The organism is Pantoea sp. UBA7232 (genome assembly GCF_002473195.1).
GTDB lineage: Bacteria > Pseudomonadota > Gammaproteobacteria > Enterobacterales > Enterobacteriaceae > Pantoea > Pantoea eucrina.
On the sequence record NZ_DKTK01000003.1, the window covers coordinates 1 to 16,320 of the forward strand.

Annotated in this window: 17 protein-coding genes and 1 other annotated feature; of the genes, 7 read left to right on the forward strand and 10 right to left on the reverse strand. The window is 53.7% G+C overall.

Features of this window, described 5'->3' with window-relative positions; genetic code table 11:
- Positions 1-142: 142 nt before the first annotated feature.
- The 3 genes from clpB to rluD all read right to left on the reverse strand — a co-directional run bounded on the left by clpB (position 143) and on the right by rluD (position 4,549).
- Positions 143-2,716: an ATP-dependent chaperone ClpB gene (clpB, locus tag B4056_RS00655; protein WP_113655792.1), complete on the reverse strand. Its 2,574-nt coding sequence runs from the start codon at positions 2,714-2,716 to the stop codon at positions 143-145.
- Between the two features lie 127 nt (positions 2,717-2,843).
- Positions 2,844-3,572: a purine nucleoside phosphorylase YfiH gene (gene yfiH, locus B4056_RS00660; RefSeq protein WP_288653466.1), complete on the reverse strand. Its 729-nt coding sequence runs from the start codon at positions 3,570-3,572 to the stop codon at positions 2,844-2,846.
- Positions 3,569-4,549 carry a 23S rRNA pseudouridine(1911/1915/1917) synthase RluD gene (gene rluD, locus B4056_RS00665; RefSeq protein ID WP_094112201.1) on the reverse strand — a complete coding sequence of 327 codons (981 nt, stop codon included), beginning with the start codon at positions 4,547-4,549 and terminating at the stop codon, positions 3,569-3,571. The genes yfiH and rluD overlap by 4 nt, the downstream gene beginning before the upstream one ends.
- A 128-nt stretch (positions 4,550-4,677) precedes the next feature.
- Here rluD and bamD point away from each other — a divergent pair, with 128 nt between their 5' ends.
- The 4 genes from bamD to pheA all read left to right on the forward strand — a co-directional run bounded on the left by bamD (position 4,678) and on the right by pheA (position 7,409).
- On the forward strand, positions 4,678-5,415 hold the full coding sequence (gene bamD / locus B4056_RS00670) for an outer membrane protein assembly factor BamD (protein WP_039379794.1): 738 nt from the start codon (positions 4,678-4,680) through the stop codon (positions 5,413-5,415).
- Between the two features lie 256 nt (positions 5,416-5,671).
- Complete coding sequence (gene raiA / locus B4056_RS00675; protein WP_039379797.1) at positions 5,672-5,998, forward strand: ribosome-associated translation inhibitor RaiA; 327 nt, start codon at positions 5,672-5,674, stop codon at positions 5,996-5,998.
- Positions 5,999-6,096: 98 nt separating this feature from the next.
- Positions 6,097-6,222 (forward strand) — a sequence feature (Phe leader region).
- Complete coding sequence (gene pheL, locus B4056_RS00680) at positions 6,098-6,145, forward strand: pheA operon leader peptide PheL (protein WP_104085515.1); 48 nt, start codon at positions 6,098-6,100, stop codon at positions 6,143-6,145. (Overlaps the previous feature by 48 nt.)
- Before the next feature lie 23 nt (positions 6,223-6,245).
- Positions 6,246-7,409 (forward strand): bifunctional chorismate mutase/prephenate dehydratase, encoded by a 1,164-nt coding sequence (gene pheA, locus B4056_RS00685; protein ID WP_094112200.1) that lies wholly within the window; start codon positions 6,246-6,248, stop codon positions 7,407-7,409.
- Positions 7,410-7,440: 31 nt separating this feature from the next.
- On the opposite strand, the gene tyrA is transcribed toward pheA, so the two are convergent.
- Together tyrA and B4056_RS00695 are read right to left on the reverse strand one after the other, a co-directional pair.
- Positions 7,441-8,562, reverse strand: a complete 1,122-nt coding sequence (gene tyrA, locus B4056_RS00690; RefSeq protein WP_071668527.1) for a bifunctional chorismate mutase/prephenate dehydrogenase — start codon at positions 8,560-8,562, stop codon at positions 7,441-7,443.
- A 6-nt stretch (positions 8,563-8,568) separates the two neighbouring features.
- Positions 8,569-9,648 carry a 3-deoxy-7-phosphoheptulonate synthase gene (locus tag B4056_RS00695; protein WP_288653467.1) on the reverse strand — a complete coding sequence of 360 codons (1,080 nt, stop codon included), beginning with the start codon at positions 9,646-9,648 and terminating at the stop codon, positions 8,569-8,571.
- Between the two features lie 303 nt (positions 9,649-9,951).
- Between B4056_RS00695 and B4056_RS00700 the strand changes: the two genes are divergently transcribed.
- Entirely contained in the window at positions 9,952-10,467 is a 516-nt protein-coding gene (locus tag B4056_RS00700) for a GNAT family N-acetyltransferase (RefSeq protein ID WP_288653469.1), read from the forward strand.
- 56 nt (positions 10,468-10,523) lie between these two features.
- On the opposite strand, the gene rplS is transcribed toward B4056_RS00700, so the two are convergent.
- The 5 genes from rplS to ffh form a co-directional block, all read right to left on the reverse strand.
- Positions 10,524-10,874 (reverse strand): 50S ribosomal protein L19, encoded by a 351-nt coding sequence (gene rplS, locus B4056_RS00705; RefSeq protein ID WP_039379805.1) that lies wholly within the window; start codon positions 10,872-10,874, stop codon positions 10,524-10,526.
- 42 nt (positions 10,875-10,916) lie between these two features.
- Positions 10,917-11,681 (reverse strand): tRNA (guanosine(37)-N1)-methyltransferase TrmD, encoded by a 765-nt coding sequence (trmD, locus tag B4056_RS00710; protein ID WP_052246437.1) that lies wholly within the window; start codon positions 11,679-11,681, stop codon positions 10,917-10,919.
- Between the two features lie 35 nt (positions 11,682-11,716).
- Positions 11,717-12,265, reverse strand: a complete 549-nt coding sequence (gene rimM, locus B4056_RS00715; protein WP_039379809.1) for a ribosome maturation factor RimM — start codon at positions 12,263-12,265, stop codon at positions 11,717-11,719.
- Between the two features lie 18 nt (positions 12,266-12,283).
- Positions 12,284-12,532 carry a 30S ribosomal protein S16 gene (gene rpsP / locus B4056_RS00720; protein ID WP_007893313.1) on the reverse strand — a complete coding sequence of 83 codons (249 nt, stop codon included), beginning with the start codon at positions 12,530-12,532 and terminating at the stop codon, positions 12,284-12,286.
- Between the two features lie 141 nt (positions 12,533-12,673).
- Positions 12,674-14,035, reverse strand: coding sequence for a signal recognition particle protein (gene ffh, locus B4056_RS00725; protein ID WP_288653472.1), 1,362 nt, complete (start codon positions 14,033-14,035; stop codon positions 12,674-12,676).
- A gap of 166 nt (positions 14,036-14,201) precedes the next feature.
- On the opposite strand from ffh, the gene B4056_RS00730 reads away from it, so the two are divergent.
- Both B4056_RS00730 and B4056_RS00735 read left to right on the forward strand, forming a co-directional pair.
- Positions 14,202-14,996 (forward strand): cytochrome C assembly family protein, encoded by a 795-nt coding sequence (locus B4056_RS00730; protein WP_094112198.1) that lies wholly within the window; start codon positions 14,202-14,204, stop codon positions 14,994-14,996.
- 11 nt (positions 14,997-15,007) lie between these two features.
- Positions 15,008-16,294 carry an HlyC/CorC family transporter gene (locus B4056_RS00735; protein ID WP_113655790.1) on the forward strand — a complete coding sequence of 429 codons (1,287 nt, stop codon included), beginning with the start codon at positions 15,008-15,010 and terminating at the stop codon, positions 16,292-16,294.
- The last annotated feature ends 26 nt before the right edge of the window (positions 16,295-16,320 follow it).

Here is a 16,320-nt window from a genome sequence, read left to right on the forward strand (position 1 = left end):
GAGTTCTCGCCGGGTGACAAGTGCTAATTTCAACTTTTTTGCTCGGGCGCTTACTTTCCAGGCAATGCGTCGTAAAAACCAGCTCATCTGTATATTAAAGAAACAAAAAACGGGCCCGCAGGCCCGTTTTTATGCACAACACTTACTGGTGAGCGACAATTTCGCCTTCGCTTACATCCATCTCGATGGTTTTTCCTGGCACAAACGCCCCGGAGAGTATCTTCTGCGCCAGCGGGTTCTCAATATGCTGCTGGATAGCCCGTTTGAGCGGACGCGCACCGTAAACCGGATCGTAGCCATTCTCACCAAGCAGTTTCAGTGCTGCTTCGGAGATGTGCAGCTGATAGCCGCGATCTTCCAGACGCTGATAAAGCCGCTGCAGCTGTATCTGCGCAATAGAGGCAATGTGCTGCTCTCCCAGCGGATGAAATACCACCACTTCATCGATACGGTTGATAAACTCAGGACGGAAGTGGTGTCCGACTACCGTCATTACCGTTTCTTTCATCGCTGGGTAATCAAGCGCACCGAAGCGCTCCTGAATTAAATCCGATCCCAGGTTCGACGTCATGATCACCACTGAGTTGCGGAAATCTACGGTACGCCCCTGACCATCCGTCAGTCGTCCATCATCCAGAACCTGCAGCAGGATGTTAAATACATCCGGATGCGCTTTCTCAACTTCATCCAGTAGGATTACGGAGTAAGGCCGGCGGCGTACCGCTTCAGTAAGATAACCGCCCTCCTCATATCCGACATACCCCGGAGGTGCACCCACCAGCCGCGAAACCGAATGTTTTTCCATAAACTCAGACATGTCGATTCGCACCATCGCATCGTCGCTGTCAAACAGGAAATTTGCCAGCGCTTTACACAGTTCGGTTTTACCTACCCCGGTTGGGCCGAGGAACAGGAATGAACCAATCGGGCGATTGGGATCGGATAAGCCCGCCCGGCTGCGACGGATGGCATTTGAAACCGCCTCTACCGCTTCGTTCTGGCCGATAACCCGCGCATGTAATTCCTGCTCCATACGCAGCAGTTTGTCGCGCTCACCTTCCATCATGCGTGCTACCGGAATACCGGTCCAGCGCGCCAGTACGTCGGCAATCTCAATATCCGTTACGCGGTTGCGTAGCAGCTTCATGATTTTGCCTTCAGCCTGAGTGGCACTCGCCAGCTGCTTTTCCAGCGCCGGAATTTTGCCATACTGCAGCTCTGACATTTGCGCCAGATCGCCTGTGCGCCGCGCCTGTTCCAGCGTCAGTCTTGCCTGCTCCAGCTCCGCTTTAATATTTTGCGTACCGGTGAGTGACGCCTTTTCAGCTTTCCACTCCTCTTCCAGTTCTGCATATTCGCGCTCTTTCTGATTCAGCTCCGTCTCCAGCATCTCAAGACGCTTGACACTGGCATCGTCAGACTCTTTCTTCAGCGCCTGCTGCTCCAGTTTCAGCTGGATGATACGGCGCTCCAGACGATCGAGCGGCTCAGGTTTCGAATCGATCTGCAGACGAATACTGGATGCAGCTTCATCAATCAGGTCGATCGCTTTATCTGGCAGCTGCCGGTCGGCGATATAGCGATGTGACAACGTTGCTGCTGCCACAATAGCCGGGTCGGTGATCTGCACATGGTGATGCAGCTCATAGCGCTCTTTCAGACCGCGCAGAATAGCGATGGTATCTTCGACGCTGGGCTCTGCCACAAATACTTTCTGGAAGCGACGCTCCAGGGCAGCATCCTTTTCTATATACTGCCGATACTCATCCAGCGTGGTTGCGCCAACGCAGTGCAGTTCACCACGCGCCAGAGCTGGCTTCAGCATGTTTCCTGCGTCCATCGCGCCATCAGCTTTGCCTGCGCCTACCATCGTGTGCAGCTCATCGATAAACAGAATGACATTGCCTTCCTGCTTCGCGAGATCGTTCAGCACCCCTTTCAGGCGCTCCTCAAATTCACCACGGTATTTGGCTCCCGCCACCAGCGCCCCCATATCCAGCGCCAGTACGCGACGACCTTTCAGGCCTTCAGGCACTTCACCATTGATAATGCGCTGAGCCAGCCCTTCAACAATGGCGGTTTTACCCACGCCGGGTTCACCAATCAATACCGGGTTATTCTTGGTACGGCGCTGCAACACCTGGATGGTACGGCGGATCTCTTCATCGCGTCCGATTACCGGGTCCAGCTTGCCACGTTCGGCGCGCTCGGTGAGATCGATGGTATATTTTTTCAGTGCCTGGCGCTGATCTTCAGCTCCCTGGTCATTCACGTTTTCGCCTCCGCGCAATTGTTCGATAGCGTTCGCGAGTTTGTCAGACGTCACGCCGGCAGCTTTAAGCAGATCCGCCAGTGAACCGCGTGAATCCAGAGCCGCCAGAACAAATAATTCAGATGAGATAAAGTTATCGCCGCGCTTTTGCGCCAGTTTGTCACACAGGTTCAGCACCCGCACCAGATCGGCTGAGGGCTGTACATCCCCCTCGGTGCCTTCGACCTGGGGCAGACGATTGATTGCCTGTTCAATACTGCTACGCAGAGTGGCGACATCAGCTCCTGCTGCGCTAAGCAGCGGACGCACCGATCCCCCTTCCTGGTTGAGCAGAGCGCTCATCACATGAAGCGGTTCAATAAACTGGTTATCCTGTCCCAGAGCCAGGGACTGGGCATCAGCAAGGGCTAGCTGGAATTTGTTGGTAAGACGATCCAGACGCATAATTCCTCCCGTTACAGGTCAAAATGCTACTGGAGATTAAGATGAGGTCAGGCCTCCAATTTTCAAGGTTTCTGACCTGATATTGTGAGCAAAAAACAGGCTGACCGGATCGTCTCAGAGCGTAAGGTTATTGCAGCCAGATTAATGTAGCCATACGCCCGGTAACACCGTCGCGGCGAAAAGAGAAAAAATCCTGCTTTTCTGTGAACGTGCAGCGTCGTGAACCGCTGACAGAGGTTACGCCTGCGCTAAGCAGACGCTGTTCGGCCAGCAGCCAGATATCCGCAAAATATTTTGCGCCTGCCGGACGAAAGGCCACTTCTGCGCGCGCATCGTGGGCCATAAATGCCTGACGTACTTCCGCTCCTACTTCAAACGCACCGGGTCCGATAGCCGGGCCCAGCCAGGCATATACCTCGCTGGCCGGACAGTGAAACTGCGCCAGCGTCTGTTCCAGCACGCCGTTACAGAGACCGCGCCAGCCCGCATGGGCTGCTGCGACTTCACTGCCATCTTTACTGCAAAACAGCACCGGCAGGCAGTCAGCCGTCATAATGGCGCACACCACGCCCGGCTCCCGGGTAATGGCCGCGTCAGCCTGGGGCAGCGCACAGGCTGCAGGCAGACGCACTACCGCATTGCCATGTACCTGATCCAGCCACTGCGGCATCGCAGAAAGCGCTAATGTTTCTGCGATGTGCTGGCGATTACGCATCACGTGAGCGGGCGCATCCCCGACGTGAGCCGCCGGGTTGAGCGAATCCCAGGGCGCCCGGCTATAACCGCCCCGCCGGGTCGTGGAGCAGGCCCGAACGCGCTGCGGAGCAGGCCAGTCCGGGATGATCCATTCACTCATAGCCAGTCCATGCGATCGCGGAACTCTTCCGTATCGGCTTTTAAGGCGTCAATCAGATCAACCATGTCCTGCGGCAGCGGAGCATGCCACTCCATTTCAATACCGGTTATTGGATGATAGAGACGCAGCATCGTCGCGTGCAGCGCCTGACGATCAAATCCGCGCAGCATATTAATGAACGCCTCTGACGCCCCTTTTGGCGGACGCGGCCGGCCACCGTAAAGCGGATCGCCCACCAGCGGATGGTTGATATGCGCCATATGAACACGGATCTGATGCGTACGGCCCGTCTCCAGGCGCAGGCGCAGGCGCGTATGGGCCCGGAAATGCTCCATGATGCGGTAGTGCGTGGTTGCCGGTTTTCCCATCGGATGGACGGCCATGTGAGTACGCTTGGTGGAGTGTCGCGCCATGGGTTCATCAACGGTGCCGCCAGCCGTCATCGTACCGATGGCAACCGCTTCATATTCACGCGTGATTTCACGCAGCTGTAGCGTTTCCACCAGATGCGTCTGTGCCGGAACCGTTTTTGCCACGACCATCAGGCCAGTGGTGTCTTTATCCAGGCGATGTACGATACCGGCGCGCGGTACATCAGCGATCGGCGGAAAGTGGTAGAGCAGTGCATTCAGAATAGTGCCGTCAGGATTACCTGCACCGGGGTGTACCACCAGGTCGCGGGGTTTATTGATAACCAGAATGTGGTCATCTTCATAAACGATATTAAGAGGAATGTTCTGCGCTTCCCAGCGCTGTTCCTCTTCAATCTCAGCATCAATAGCCACCTGCTCACCGCCCAGAACTTTCTCTTTCGGTTTATCGATGATAGTGCCGTTGACGCTGACGCGGCGATCGAGGATCCACTCTTTTATGCGGGAGCGTGAATAATCAGGGAACAATTCTGCCAAAGTCTGATCTAAACGTTGTCCAAGCTGTGCTTCGGACACCGTTGCGGTGAGTTGAACTTGTTGTGCCATATACAGCTTCTTCGTTAACGTTGGGTTTTACGGCGATGCCGTTTAATATAATGTGCTATCGTACTGGTCATTACCGGGAGCTATACGGACAGCTTCCGCCATAACATTTTGAGGATAATCATTTCGTCATGACGCGTATGAAACATCTGGTGGCTGCCGCCACATTGAGCCTGGCCCTGGTAGGCTGCTCCGGCTCATCTGATCCGGTTCCGGACAGCCCGCCGTCTGAAATTTATGCCACAGCTCAGCAAAAGCTGCAGGACGGTAACTTCAAAGCGGCAATTAAGCAACTGGAAGCGCTGGATAATCGTTATCCATTTGGTCCTTACTCGCAGCAGGTGCAGCTGGATTTAATCTACGCGTATTACAAAAATGCCGATCTTCCGCTGGCGCAGGCTGCTATCTCGCGCTTTATGCGTCTGAACCCGACTCATCCGAATATCGATTACGTCATCTATATGAAAGGCCTGACGGATATGGCCCTGGATGACTCCGCTCTGCAGGGCTTCTTTGGTATCGATCGCTCCGATCGCGATCCTACCCACGCGCGCGATGCCTTCCGTGACTTCTCCCAGCTGCTGCGGAGCTATCCAAATAGCCAGTACGCTGCGGATGCCCAGAAACGCCTGACCTATCTGAAAGATCGTCTGGCGAAATATGAACTCTCGGTGGCGCAATTCTATACCAAGCGCGGGGCCTATGTCGCTGTTGTTAATCGTGTGGAAGGCATGATGCGTGATTATCAGGATACGCAGGCAACACGCGATGCGCTGCCGCTGATGGAGAATGCTTATCGCCAGCTGCAGTTAACGGCAGAAGCTGACAAAGTTGCGAAAATTATCGCAGCCAACAACAGCCAGAAATGAGTAAATCGTTCTTCTAAAAGCAGCCCCCGGGCTGCTTTTTTTTATGTCCGCAAAGGGTCTCTGCGTTGCGGTTAACCTGTCAATCCTGCCCTTCTGTAGTGCTGGCTTCAAGCATTTTTTGGATAATCTCCGGTCTTTCTCGCAAATCTCCTGCGTTGACAAAATGTGACGTTCGTATGTGATCCAGATCACATAAATTCCTGTGTAGCGCGGTATGCTGACTCTACCCAGACGGAAATGACAGAGAGGTTTAACTATGATTCTGAACATTACCAGTAAACAAATGGAAATCACTGCAGCAATTCGCAGCCATGTCGAAGACCGTCTCGCTAAACTGGAAAAGTGGCAAGCCCACCTCATCAATCCTCACATCGTGTTATCTAAAGAGCCCAAAGAGTTCGTAGCGGATGCCACCATTAACACGCCCAACGGTACTCTGGTTGCCAGTGCTAAACATGATGATATGTATACCGCCATCAACGATTTGATCGCGAAGCTGGAGCGCCAGCTAAATAAAGCTCAGCACAAGCCTGAAGCACGCCGCGCTGCCAGCAGTGTTAAAGATTTCATTCCGGCAGGATAAACTCTGCAGTTACAAAAAACGCGCCAGCTGGCGCGTTTTTTATTGACAGCTTTTAAGCAGTACGATTACTCTCAGAACACTTACCTGCCGGAATAAACCATGAAACATCAGCCATTTTTCTTCGCATTCTTTTTTACCTTCCCCTGAACGGGAGGCGCGTCGTCATGCGAAAATGAATGCGAAGACGAATGACAAAGCCTCCCCCACCGGGAGGCTTTTTTTTTAACTGTATTTACAGGTGAGCTTAATGAGTATCGATAATCCACTGCTGGCGCTGCGCGATAAAATCAGCGCGGTAGACAGCAAACTACTTACGCTGCTGGCCGAGCGACGGGCGCTGGCAATCGAAGTTGCCCAGGCGAAACTGACCACGCTGCGGCCCATACGTGATATTGAGCGGGAGCGTGCCCTGCTGGAAAATCTGATTTCCCTCGGTAAGCAGCAGCAGCTCGATGCCCACTACATTACCCGTCTGTTTCAGCTGATTATTGAAGATTCGGTGCTGACGCAGCAGGCGCTGCTGCAGAAGAACCTGAACCATCCGCATGCGCTGGCGCCCCGCATCGCCTTTCTGGGTCCTAAGGGTTCCTATTCGCATCTGGCTGCCCGTAAATATGCGTCACGCCATTTTGCTTCATATGTCGAAAACGGCTGTCTGAAATTTCAGGATATTATCCAGCAGGTTGAGGCTGGCCAGGCTGACTATGCGGTGATGCCAATTGAAAACACCAGCTCCGGCTCTATCAATGATGTTTACGATCTGCTGCAGCAGACGTCGCTCTCAATCATTGGCGAACTGACCATCCCTATCGAGCACTGTGTACTGGTAAAAGAGACCACCACGCTTAAACAGATCAAAACCGTCTACAGTCATCCCCAGCCTTTTCAGCAGTGCAGTCAGTTTATTAACCGTTTCCCGCAGTGGAAAATTGAGTACACCGAAAGCACTGCCGCAGCCATGGAGAAAGTCGCCGCGCTTAATTCCCCAGAGGTTGCCGCCCTGGGCAGCGAAGCAGGCGGTGAACTCTATGGGCTGCAGGTGCTGGAGCGTAACCTGGCAAATCAGCAGCAGAACCACACGCGTTTTATCGTACTGGCGCGCAAGCCGGTTGACGTTTCGGTGCAGGTCCCGGCCAAAACCACGCTGATCATGGCTACCGGTCAGCAGGCGGGTGCGCTGGTAGAGGCTCTGCTGGTACTGCGCAACCATAATCTGATTATGAGCCGGCTGGAGAATCGCCCGATTAACGGTAACCCGTGGGAAGAGATGTTCTACATTGATGTGCAGGGCAATCTGCAGTCGGAAAATATGCAGCTGGCGCTGGCAGAATTACGCCAGCTGACGCGCTCACTGAAAGTGCTGGGCTGCTATCCCGGTGAAAATGTGGTTCCGGTTGAACCCCGCATATAAGCAGAAAAGGCACCGCTGAGGGTGCCTTTTTTTATTGCCGGCTATCGTTAGCCGAGCGTAACAGACTGCGGCTTTCAACCAGAAAACGCTGGGCGTGATCGCCAAACCACTGTTCCACGCGCTCAAAACTGCTGATAAACGCCTGCTTATTGCTCTGTTCCAGTAGCGATATAGCTTCACCAAAGCGCTGATGGTAACGTTTTATCAGCGCCAGGTTGCTTTCTGAAGCCATAATGATATCGGCATAGAGCTGTGGATCCTGCGCAAATAGCCGCCCTACCATGGCCAGCTCCAGCCGGTAAATAGGTGAAGAGAGCGCCAGCAGCTGATCCAGGTTCACATTCTCTTCAGCCAGGTGAAGGCCGTAAGCAAAAGTCGTAAAGTGACGCAGCGCCTGAATAAAGGCCATGTTCTGATCGTGCTCTGCGGCGCTGATGCAGTGCAGCCGTGCTCCCCAAACCTGAATCTGCTCCAGGAACCACTGATACGCTTCCGGCTGACGACCGTCGCACCAGACCACAACCTGTTTTGCCAGACTGCCGCTGTCGGGCCCAAACATCGGGTGCAGCCCCAGTACCGGTCCGGCGTGCGCGGCAAGCATGGCCTGCAGCGGCCTGTTTTTTACCGATGCAAGATCGACCAGGATGCAGTCATCCGGCAGCGCAGGCAGATCGGCGATGATCTTCTCGGTAAGATGGATTGGGACACTGATGATCACCATGCCCGCATCCTGCAGCAGCCGATCGGCGCGATCCCAGTCCTCTTTGTCCAGAATGCGCACCTGATAACCGGACAGTGTCAGCATTTTTTCAAACAGACGCCCCATCTTGCCGCTGCCGCCGACGATCACTACCGGACGCAGTGAAGGACAAAGGGTTTTGAAACCTTTGTCATTCTCATGGGTATAGGATTCCCGCATCAGACGACGCAATACATCTTCAATCAGATCGGGAGATACGCCGAGCGCTTCTGCTTCCTGCCGGCGTGACGCCAGCATGCTTGCTTCACGCTCGGGTACATAAATCGGCAGGCCGTAACGGCTTTTTACTTCGCCAACCTGTGCCACCAGCTCCAGTCGTTTTGCCAGCAGCCCAAGCAGCGCCTGATCGACTTCATCAATTTGATCGCGCAATGCGGTCAGTTCAGCCACCATTACTCTTTATACCTCGTGTGACAGACGCGCCGACAGCACTCCCTGCAGATCCTGATGGATCGTGCGCAGCAGCGTTTCGGTAGTATTCCAGTCAATGCAGGCATCGGTCACCGAGACACCATACTTCATTTCGCTGCGCGGCTGCTCTGAAGGCTGATTGCCTTCGTGAATATTGCTCTCAAGCATCAGGCCAATAATAGAGCGGTTTCCATCTTTGATCTGCGCAATAGCCGATTCGGCTACGCCAGGCTGACGACGATAGTCTTTGTTAGAATTGCCATGGCTGCAATCTATCATTAAGGCCGGGCGCAGTCCTACTTTCAGCATCTCTTTTTCACACTGTGCAACATCGTCCGGGCCGTAGTTAGGCGCTTTGCCACCGCGCAGAATCACGTGTCCGTCCGGGTTGCCCTGCGTCTGCAGCAGGCAGACCTGCCCTGCCTGGTTAATGCCGACAAAACGGTGAGGCATCGCTGCCGCACGCATAGCGTTGATCGCCGTGCCGAGACTGCCATCGGTGCCGTTTTTAAAACCTACCGGCATTGAAAGACCAGACGCCATTTCACGGTGCGTTTGTGATTCCGTGGTGCGCGCACCAATGGCTGACCAGCTAAACAGATCGCCGAGATATTGCGGGCTATTAGGATCCAGCGCTTCTGTCGCCAGTGGCAAACCCATTTCAACCAGGTTTACCAGCAGCTGACGCGCAATGTGCAGCCCGGCTTCCATATCAAATGAGTTGTTCATGTAAGGATCGTTGATCAGCCCTTTCCAGCCTACGGTGGTGCGGGGTTTTTCAAAATAGACGCGCATGACGATATAGAGCTGATCCTTCAGCTGCACAGAGAGATCTTTTAACTGACGGGCGTACGCTAACGCCGCTTCCGGATCGTGAATTGAGCAGGGACCGCAGACCACCAGCAGACGCGGATCGCGCCCGGCAATAATGTCCGCAATAGTTTTACGCGAAGCAGTAATCTGAGCTTCCTGCTCTGCCGTCAGCGGAAAGCGTGCTTTCAGCTCCTGCGGCGTAATTAAAATCTGTTCGTCAGCGATATGTACGTTATTCAGCGCGTCTTTCTGCATGGTGGCGATCCTTTTTACTCATCTGTGCGGTTTGGATCCTCAGTGAGGATGACGCTTACTCTATCACAGGCTGTATTGTATGCAATCCATGCGTGTACACTATTTTTACCACCTGCATTGCATCACGGTATAAATTTGCATTTAAATTTATATTTATCAGATATATATAAATAAATGACACTGCATACCTTGCCGGATAGATGTAAATATAAAGTTACACCATCGTAGAGCTGCGACTCGTTTTTCACTGCGCGCTAAGTTAATACTCTGTAATTCCTCACAATTTATGAAGGCTGACTGATTATGACTGAGGTAATCCTGCGTCCCTTTGCGCTGTCAGATGCAACTGCTTTTGCTGAGGCCGTCAATCAGTCTCTTGATACCCTGCTGCCCTGGATGACGTGGGCGCATGAAAATTACCGGCCGGAAGAGGCAGTAAGCTGGTTTAATTTCGCTCACGCAGAGCGTGTCAGAGGTGAGGCCGAAAGGTTTGCGATCGCAGACAGCCATCATCGTCTGCTGGGAGGGGCCGGGGTCCGTTTTGCCCGTCAGCCCGGAGAGGTTGCAGCGCTGGGCTACTGGGTACGCAGCGATGCGCAGCGTCAGGGCGTGGCTACACGCGCGGTAGCGCAACTGATAACCCTGGGTTTTAGCCGGCCAGATATCACGGAGCTGGAAATCCTGGCCGCCACAGATAATGTCGCCAGCCGCGCCGTGGCATTACGCAGCGGGTTTACGCTTACAGGCTGCCAGCACGGGCTGATTGTGCTGCCGGACGGGCCGGTTGAGGCCGCGGTTTATCGCTTAAAGCATCCATAAAAAAAGGGGCTGGCATTATGCCAACCCCTTGTTTGCTATTAACTTTGAGATGTCGCTTACGCGCCAAGACGCTCTTTGATACGAGCTGACTTACCGGTGCGCTCACGCAGGTAGTACAGTTTGGCTTTACGCACAGCACCACGACGTTTGACAGTAATGCTGTCAATTACCGGAGAGTGAGTCTGGAAGACACGCTCAACGCCTTCGCCGTTGGAAATCTTACGAACAGTGAATGCAGAGTGCAGACCGCGGTTACGAATAGCGATAACCACGCCCTCGAATGCCTGCAGACGTTTTTTAGAACCTTCAACGACCCATACTTTCACTTCCACGGAATCACCCGGACGGAATGAAGGTACATCCTGTTTCAGCTGTTCTTGTTCAATTTGCTTGATAATGTTGCTCATAATTAAATCTCATATCCTGGGTAAACTGATAGTCAGGGAAGATTACTCTTCCGCTTCATCGTTTTGTTGCTGCTGCTGTTCCCGCTGGAACTCATTCAGCAACCTTGCTTGCTCTTCAGTCAGAGCCAGGTTTTCCAGAAGTTCAGGTCTTCTTAGCCAGGTACGGCCTAGCGACTGTTTCAGGCGCCAGCGGCGAATATCGGCATGGTTGCCCGACAGCAGAACTGACGGTACTTCCATCCCTTCTAACACTTCAGGCCGGGTATAGTGCGGGCAATCCAGCAAACCATCCGAGAATGAGTCTTCATCGGCGGACGCCTGCTTGCCCAGTACGCCGGGAATAAACCGGGCGACGGAGTCAATCAGCGTCATGGCTGGCAGCTCACCACCACTGAGAACGTAATCACCGATTGACCACTCTTCGTCAATCTCTGTATGGATCACGCGCTCATCAATACCTTCGTAGCGACCACAGACCAGAATCAGTTTCTGGTTAGTCGCCAGTTCGCAAACGCCCTGCTGGTCAAGTTTGCGCCCCTGAGGTGACAGATAAATCACCTTAGCACCTTCTCCCGCCGCTGCTTTCGCTGCGTGGATCGCATCCCGTAAGGGTTGCACCATCATCAACATTCCCGGTCCGCCGCCGTAAGGACGATCGTCCACGGTACGGTGCCGGTCGTGCGTGAAGTCACGAGGACTCCAGCTCTCAATGTTGAGCAGGCCATTTTTAACTGCCCGGCCAGTTACCCCGTACTCGGTAATAGCGCGAAACATCTCTGGAAACAGGCTGATAACACCAATCCACATCGCGTTCGCCGTTACGTTACCGGATTGTCCGGAGATCAAAAACCAGGATCCCAGTCTACTTCAATAGTGCCAGTAGCGAGATCGACTTTCTTGATAACCTGTTCATCGAGAAACGGTATTAACCGCTCCTGTACACCGAATGCATCTTTCAGGTTCGCCTTAACGACGAGTACGTCGTTTGAGCCGGTTTCCATCAAATCAATGACTTTGCCCATCTCATAGCCGTCGAGGTTAACTACTTTACAACCCATAAGGTCTTTCCAGTAGTAATCACCCTCTCCCAGCGCAGGCAGCTGCGTGGAGTCAACCGTGATTTCACAATTGGTTAACTGCGCCGCCGCGTCCCGATCGTCAATGCCGTTGACTTTGATAATCAGGTCCTGATTGTGGTGCTTCCAACCTTCCAGTTCTACCTGCTGCCATTTACCGGCGCGCTGGATAAACCAGGGTTGGTAGTCGAAGATGCTTTCAGCGTCTTCAGTGGAGGAAAACACTTTGAGCCAGCCCCGAATTCCGTAAGCGGCACCCATTTTGCCCAAAACGATGGGGTTAACAGGAGGCTGTGCGGCAGGTTTACTGGTCATGCTCACCACCGTGACAGATTAAGCTGCTTTTTTTGCTTCTTTGATCAGCGCGTTAACGCGATCGGAAAGCGTTGCGCCCTGGCCAACCCAGTGCTCAATACGGTCCAGGTCCAGACGCAGACCTTCAGCCTGACCAGATGCGATCGGGTTGAAGAAACCAACGCGCTCAATGAAGCGGCCGTTGCGTGCATTGCGGCTGTCAGTGACGACGACCTGGTAGAACGGACGCTTTTTTGCGCCGTGACGTGCCAAACGAATTGTTACCATAACATCCTCTTTAGTTAATAAAACAACCGGGCCCCATCGAGGAACGGGGCCCGGGTGCAATATAAAAAGCCCGAAAATTTTACTCATTTTGGCGCAAAAAGCAACCGCAGTAGCACACTTTTCTGGCTGTGTAGCGATATCTTAACGGCCCGGGAAACCTGGCGGCATCATACCCTTCATGCCGCGCATCATTTTTGCCATGCCGCCTTTCTTCATCTTTTTCATCATGCGCTGCATATCATCGAACTGCTTCAGCAGCCGATTGACATCCTGCACCTGCATGCCGGCGCCGGTCGCGATGCGACGCTTGCGTGAACCCTTGATGATTTCAGGCTTCTCACGCTCTTTACGCGTCATGGAGTTAATGATGGCCTCCATGCGCACCAGCACCTTGTCATCCATCTGCGATTTAACGTTGTCCGGCAGCTGCCCCATACCCGGCAGTTTGCCCATCAGGCTGGCCATACCGCCCATATTGCGCATCTGCTTAAGCTGCTCAAGGAAGTCATTGAGATCGAAACCGTCACCGGTTTTCAGCTTTTTCGCCAGCTTTTCCGCCTGATCGCGGTCAACCTTGCTTTCAATATCTTCAATCAGCGACAGGACATCGCCCATGCCCAGAATGCGCGAGGCGATACGGTCGGGATAAAACGCTTCCAGCGCCTCGGTTTTCTCACCCATCCCCATAAACTTGATCGGTTTACCGGTGATGTGACGAATCGAAAGCGCGGCACCGCCGCGTGCGTCACCATCAACCTTGGTCAGGATCACCCCGGTCAGCGGCAGCGCTTCATTAAATGCTTTAGCCGTGTTCGCGGCATCCTGACCGGTCATGGCATCGACAACAAACAGCGTTTCCACCGGATTAATGGCGGCGTGGACCTGTTTGATTTCGTCCATCATCGCTTCGTCTACGTGCAAACGACCGGCGGTATCCACCAGCAGCACGTCGTAGAACTTCAGCTTCGCCTCTTTCAGCGCATGCTTAACGATGTCAACCGGCTTCTGGCTGAGATCGGAGGGACAGAAATCCACCCCCACCTGCTGCGCCAGCGTCTCCAGCTGTTTAATCGCCGCCGGGCGATAAACGTCAGCTGAGACCACCAGCACTTTTTTCTTGTGCTTTTCACGCAGAAACCTACCGAGCTTACCCACACTGGTGGTTTTACCGGCACCCTGCAGGCCCGCCATCAGCACTACGGCCGGCGGCTGCGCATTCAGGTTCAGGGTATTATTTTCAGCCCCCATTGCCGCAATCAGCTCGTTGCGGACAATCTTGATAAACTCCTGACCCGGCGTCAGGCTTTTATTGACGTCGTGTCCGACCGCGGCTTCTTTTACGCGGTTAATAAATTCACGTACTACCGGCAGCGCAACGTCCGCCTCCAGCAGCGCCATGCGCACTTCGCGCAGGGTATCTTTGATGTTCTCTTCGGTCAGCCGTCCGCGGCCGCTGATGTTGCGCAGGGTTTGCGACAAACGATCGGTTAAATTATCAAACATGCTCTCTCACTTAATACCGTAGCGAGGCCGCCTGAGCGACACAATGCGCCGGATTATAACACGAAGCCTGAGCGATCTCTGCAATTGACCGTGAGATCGTTTGGAGCATACTGCCGCTGACGCTATACTGCTTTTTTCCTTATCTCATCACTCTCAGAAAGGATCTATGTTCGTTTTCGCGATCGTGGCGCTCTTCGCCTACTCCCTCAGTCTTGCACTTATCATCCCCAGCTTACTGAAACATAACAGCGGCTGGCGGCGATTTGCTGTCCTGTCCGCCTGCGTTGCGCTGATTGCGCATGCTGTCGCGCTGCAGCAGCGGATATTTGCTATCGACAGCGGGCAAAATCTCAGCTTACTTAATATCGGATCGCTGGTGAGCCTGCTGATTTGCGCCATTATGACTATTGTGGCTTCACGTAACCGTGGCTGGCTGCTGCTGCCGGTGGTTTATAGCTTTGCGTTAATTAATCTGGCGTTTGCCACCTTTGTCCCGAATGCCTTTATTACGCACCTCGAGACCACGCCGGGCATGATGGTGCATATCGGTCTGTCGCTGTTTGCTTATGCCACGCTGATTATTGCCGCGCTCTATGCGCTGCAGCTGGCGTGGATCGACTATCAGCTGAAAAACAAAAAGCTCGCCTTTACGCAGGATATGCCGCCGCTGCTAAGCATTGAGCGCAAAATGTTTCATATCACGCAGATTGGCGTGGTGCTGCTGACGCTGGTGCTTTGCACCGGGCTTTTCTTCATGGACAACCTGTTCAGCGCAGAGAATATCGATAAAGCGGTGCTCTCTATTCTTGCGTGGTTCGTCTATATCGTGCTGCTCTGGGGGCACTACCGTGAAGGGTGGCGCGGACGGCGCGTGGTCTGGTTTAACTGCGGCGGTGCGCTGCTGCTGACCATGGCTTACTTCGGCAGTCGCGTACTGCAGCATCTTCTCACTTCCCACTAAGGAATTTTTCGTTGGAACATGTTTCAACCACCACGATGATTATCATTCTTGTCATCATGGTGCTGGTCTCAGCGTACTTCTCCGGCTCTGAGACCGGCATGATGACGCTCAACCGCTATAAGCTGCGGCACAAAGCGAAAAGCGGTAATCGTGCAGCGCGGCGCGTTGAGAAACTGCTGCGCCGGCCCGATCGCCTGATTAGTCTGGTCTTAATCGGCAACAACCTGGTCAATATCCTCGCCTCCGCGCTGGGGACTATCGTAGGGATGCGTCTGTATGGTGATGCCGGGGTCGCTATCGCCACCGGCGTGCTGACCTTTGTTGTTCTGGTTTTTGCTGAAGTCCTGCCCAAAACCATCGCAGCGCTCTATCCTGAAAAAGTTGCCTACCCCAGCAGCGTTTTACTGGCGCCGCTGCAGTATGTGATGCTGCCACTGGTCTGGCTGCTTAATACCATTACGCGCATGCTGATGCGTATGGTGGGGATCAAAGCAGAGGGCTCCGTAAACTCCGCGCTGAGCAAAGAGGAGCTGCGCACCATTGTCTACGAGTCGCGCTCGCTGATGTCTCGCCGTAATCAGGATATGCTGCTCTCCGTGCTCGATCTGGAAAAAGTCAGCGTGGATGACATCATGGTGCCGCGCAATGAAATTGTTGGTATCAATATCAATGACGACTGGAAATCGATTGAGCGTCAGCTGAGTAACTCTCCGCACGGGCGTATTGTGCTGTTTCGCGATTCGCTGGACGATACCGTGGGCATGCTGCGCGTGCGCGAAGCCTGGCGCATGATGACGGAAAAAAAGGAGTTCAATAAGGAGCGTCTGCTGCGCGCGGCTGATGAGATCTACTATGTGCCGGAAGGCACGCCGCTGAATGTGCAGCTGGTTAAGTTCCAGCGCAATAAGAAAAAAGCGGGTCTGGTAGTGGATGAGTATGGCGATATTAAGGGGCTCATCACCATCGAAGATATTCTGGAAGAGATCGTTGGCGACTTTACTACCTCCATGTCCCCTTCTCTCGCAGAAGAGGTGATGCCGCAGAATGATGGCTCGGTGCTGATTGAAGGCAGCGCTAACGTGCGCGAAATCAATAAGGCGTTCAACTGGACGCTGCCGGAAGAGGAAGCGCGCACCATTAACGGCATGCTGCTTGAGGCGCTGGAAGAGATCCCGCAGACCGAAACGCGGGTACAGGTTGGCAGCTATGACATCGATATTCTCGACGTGCAGGACAACATGGTGAAGCAGGTGCGGGTTACACCGCAGCAGCCGCTGAAAAGCTCAGTGGGATCGTGATACAAAAAAACGCCGCAGAATATGCG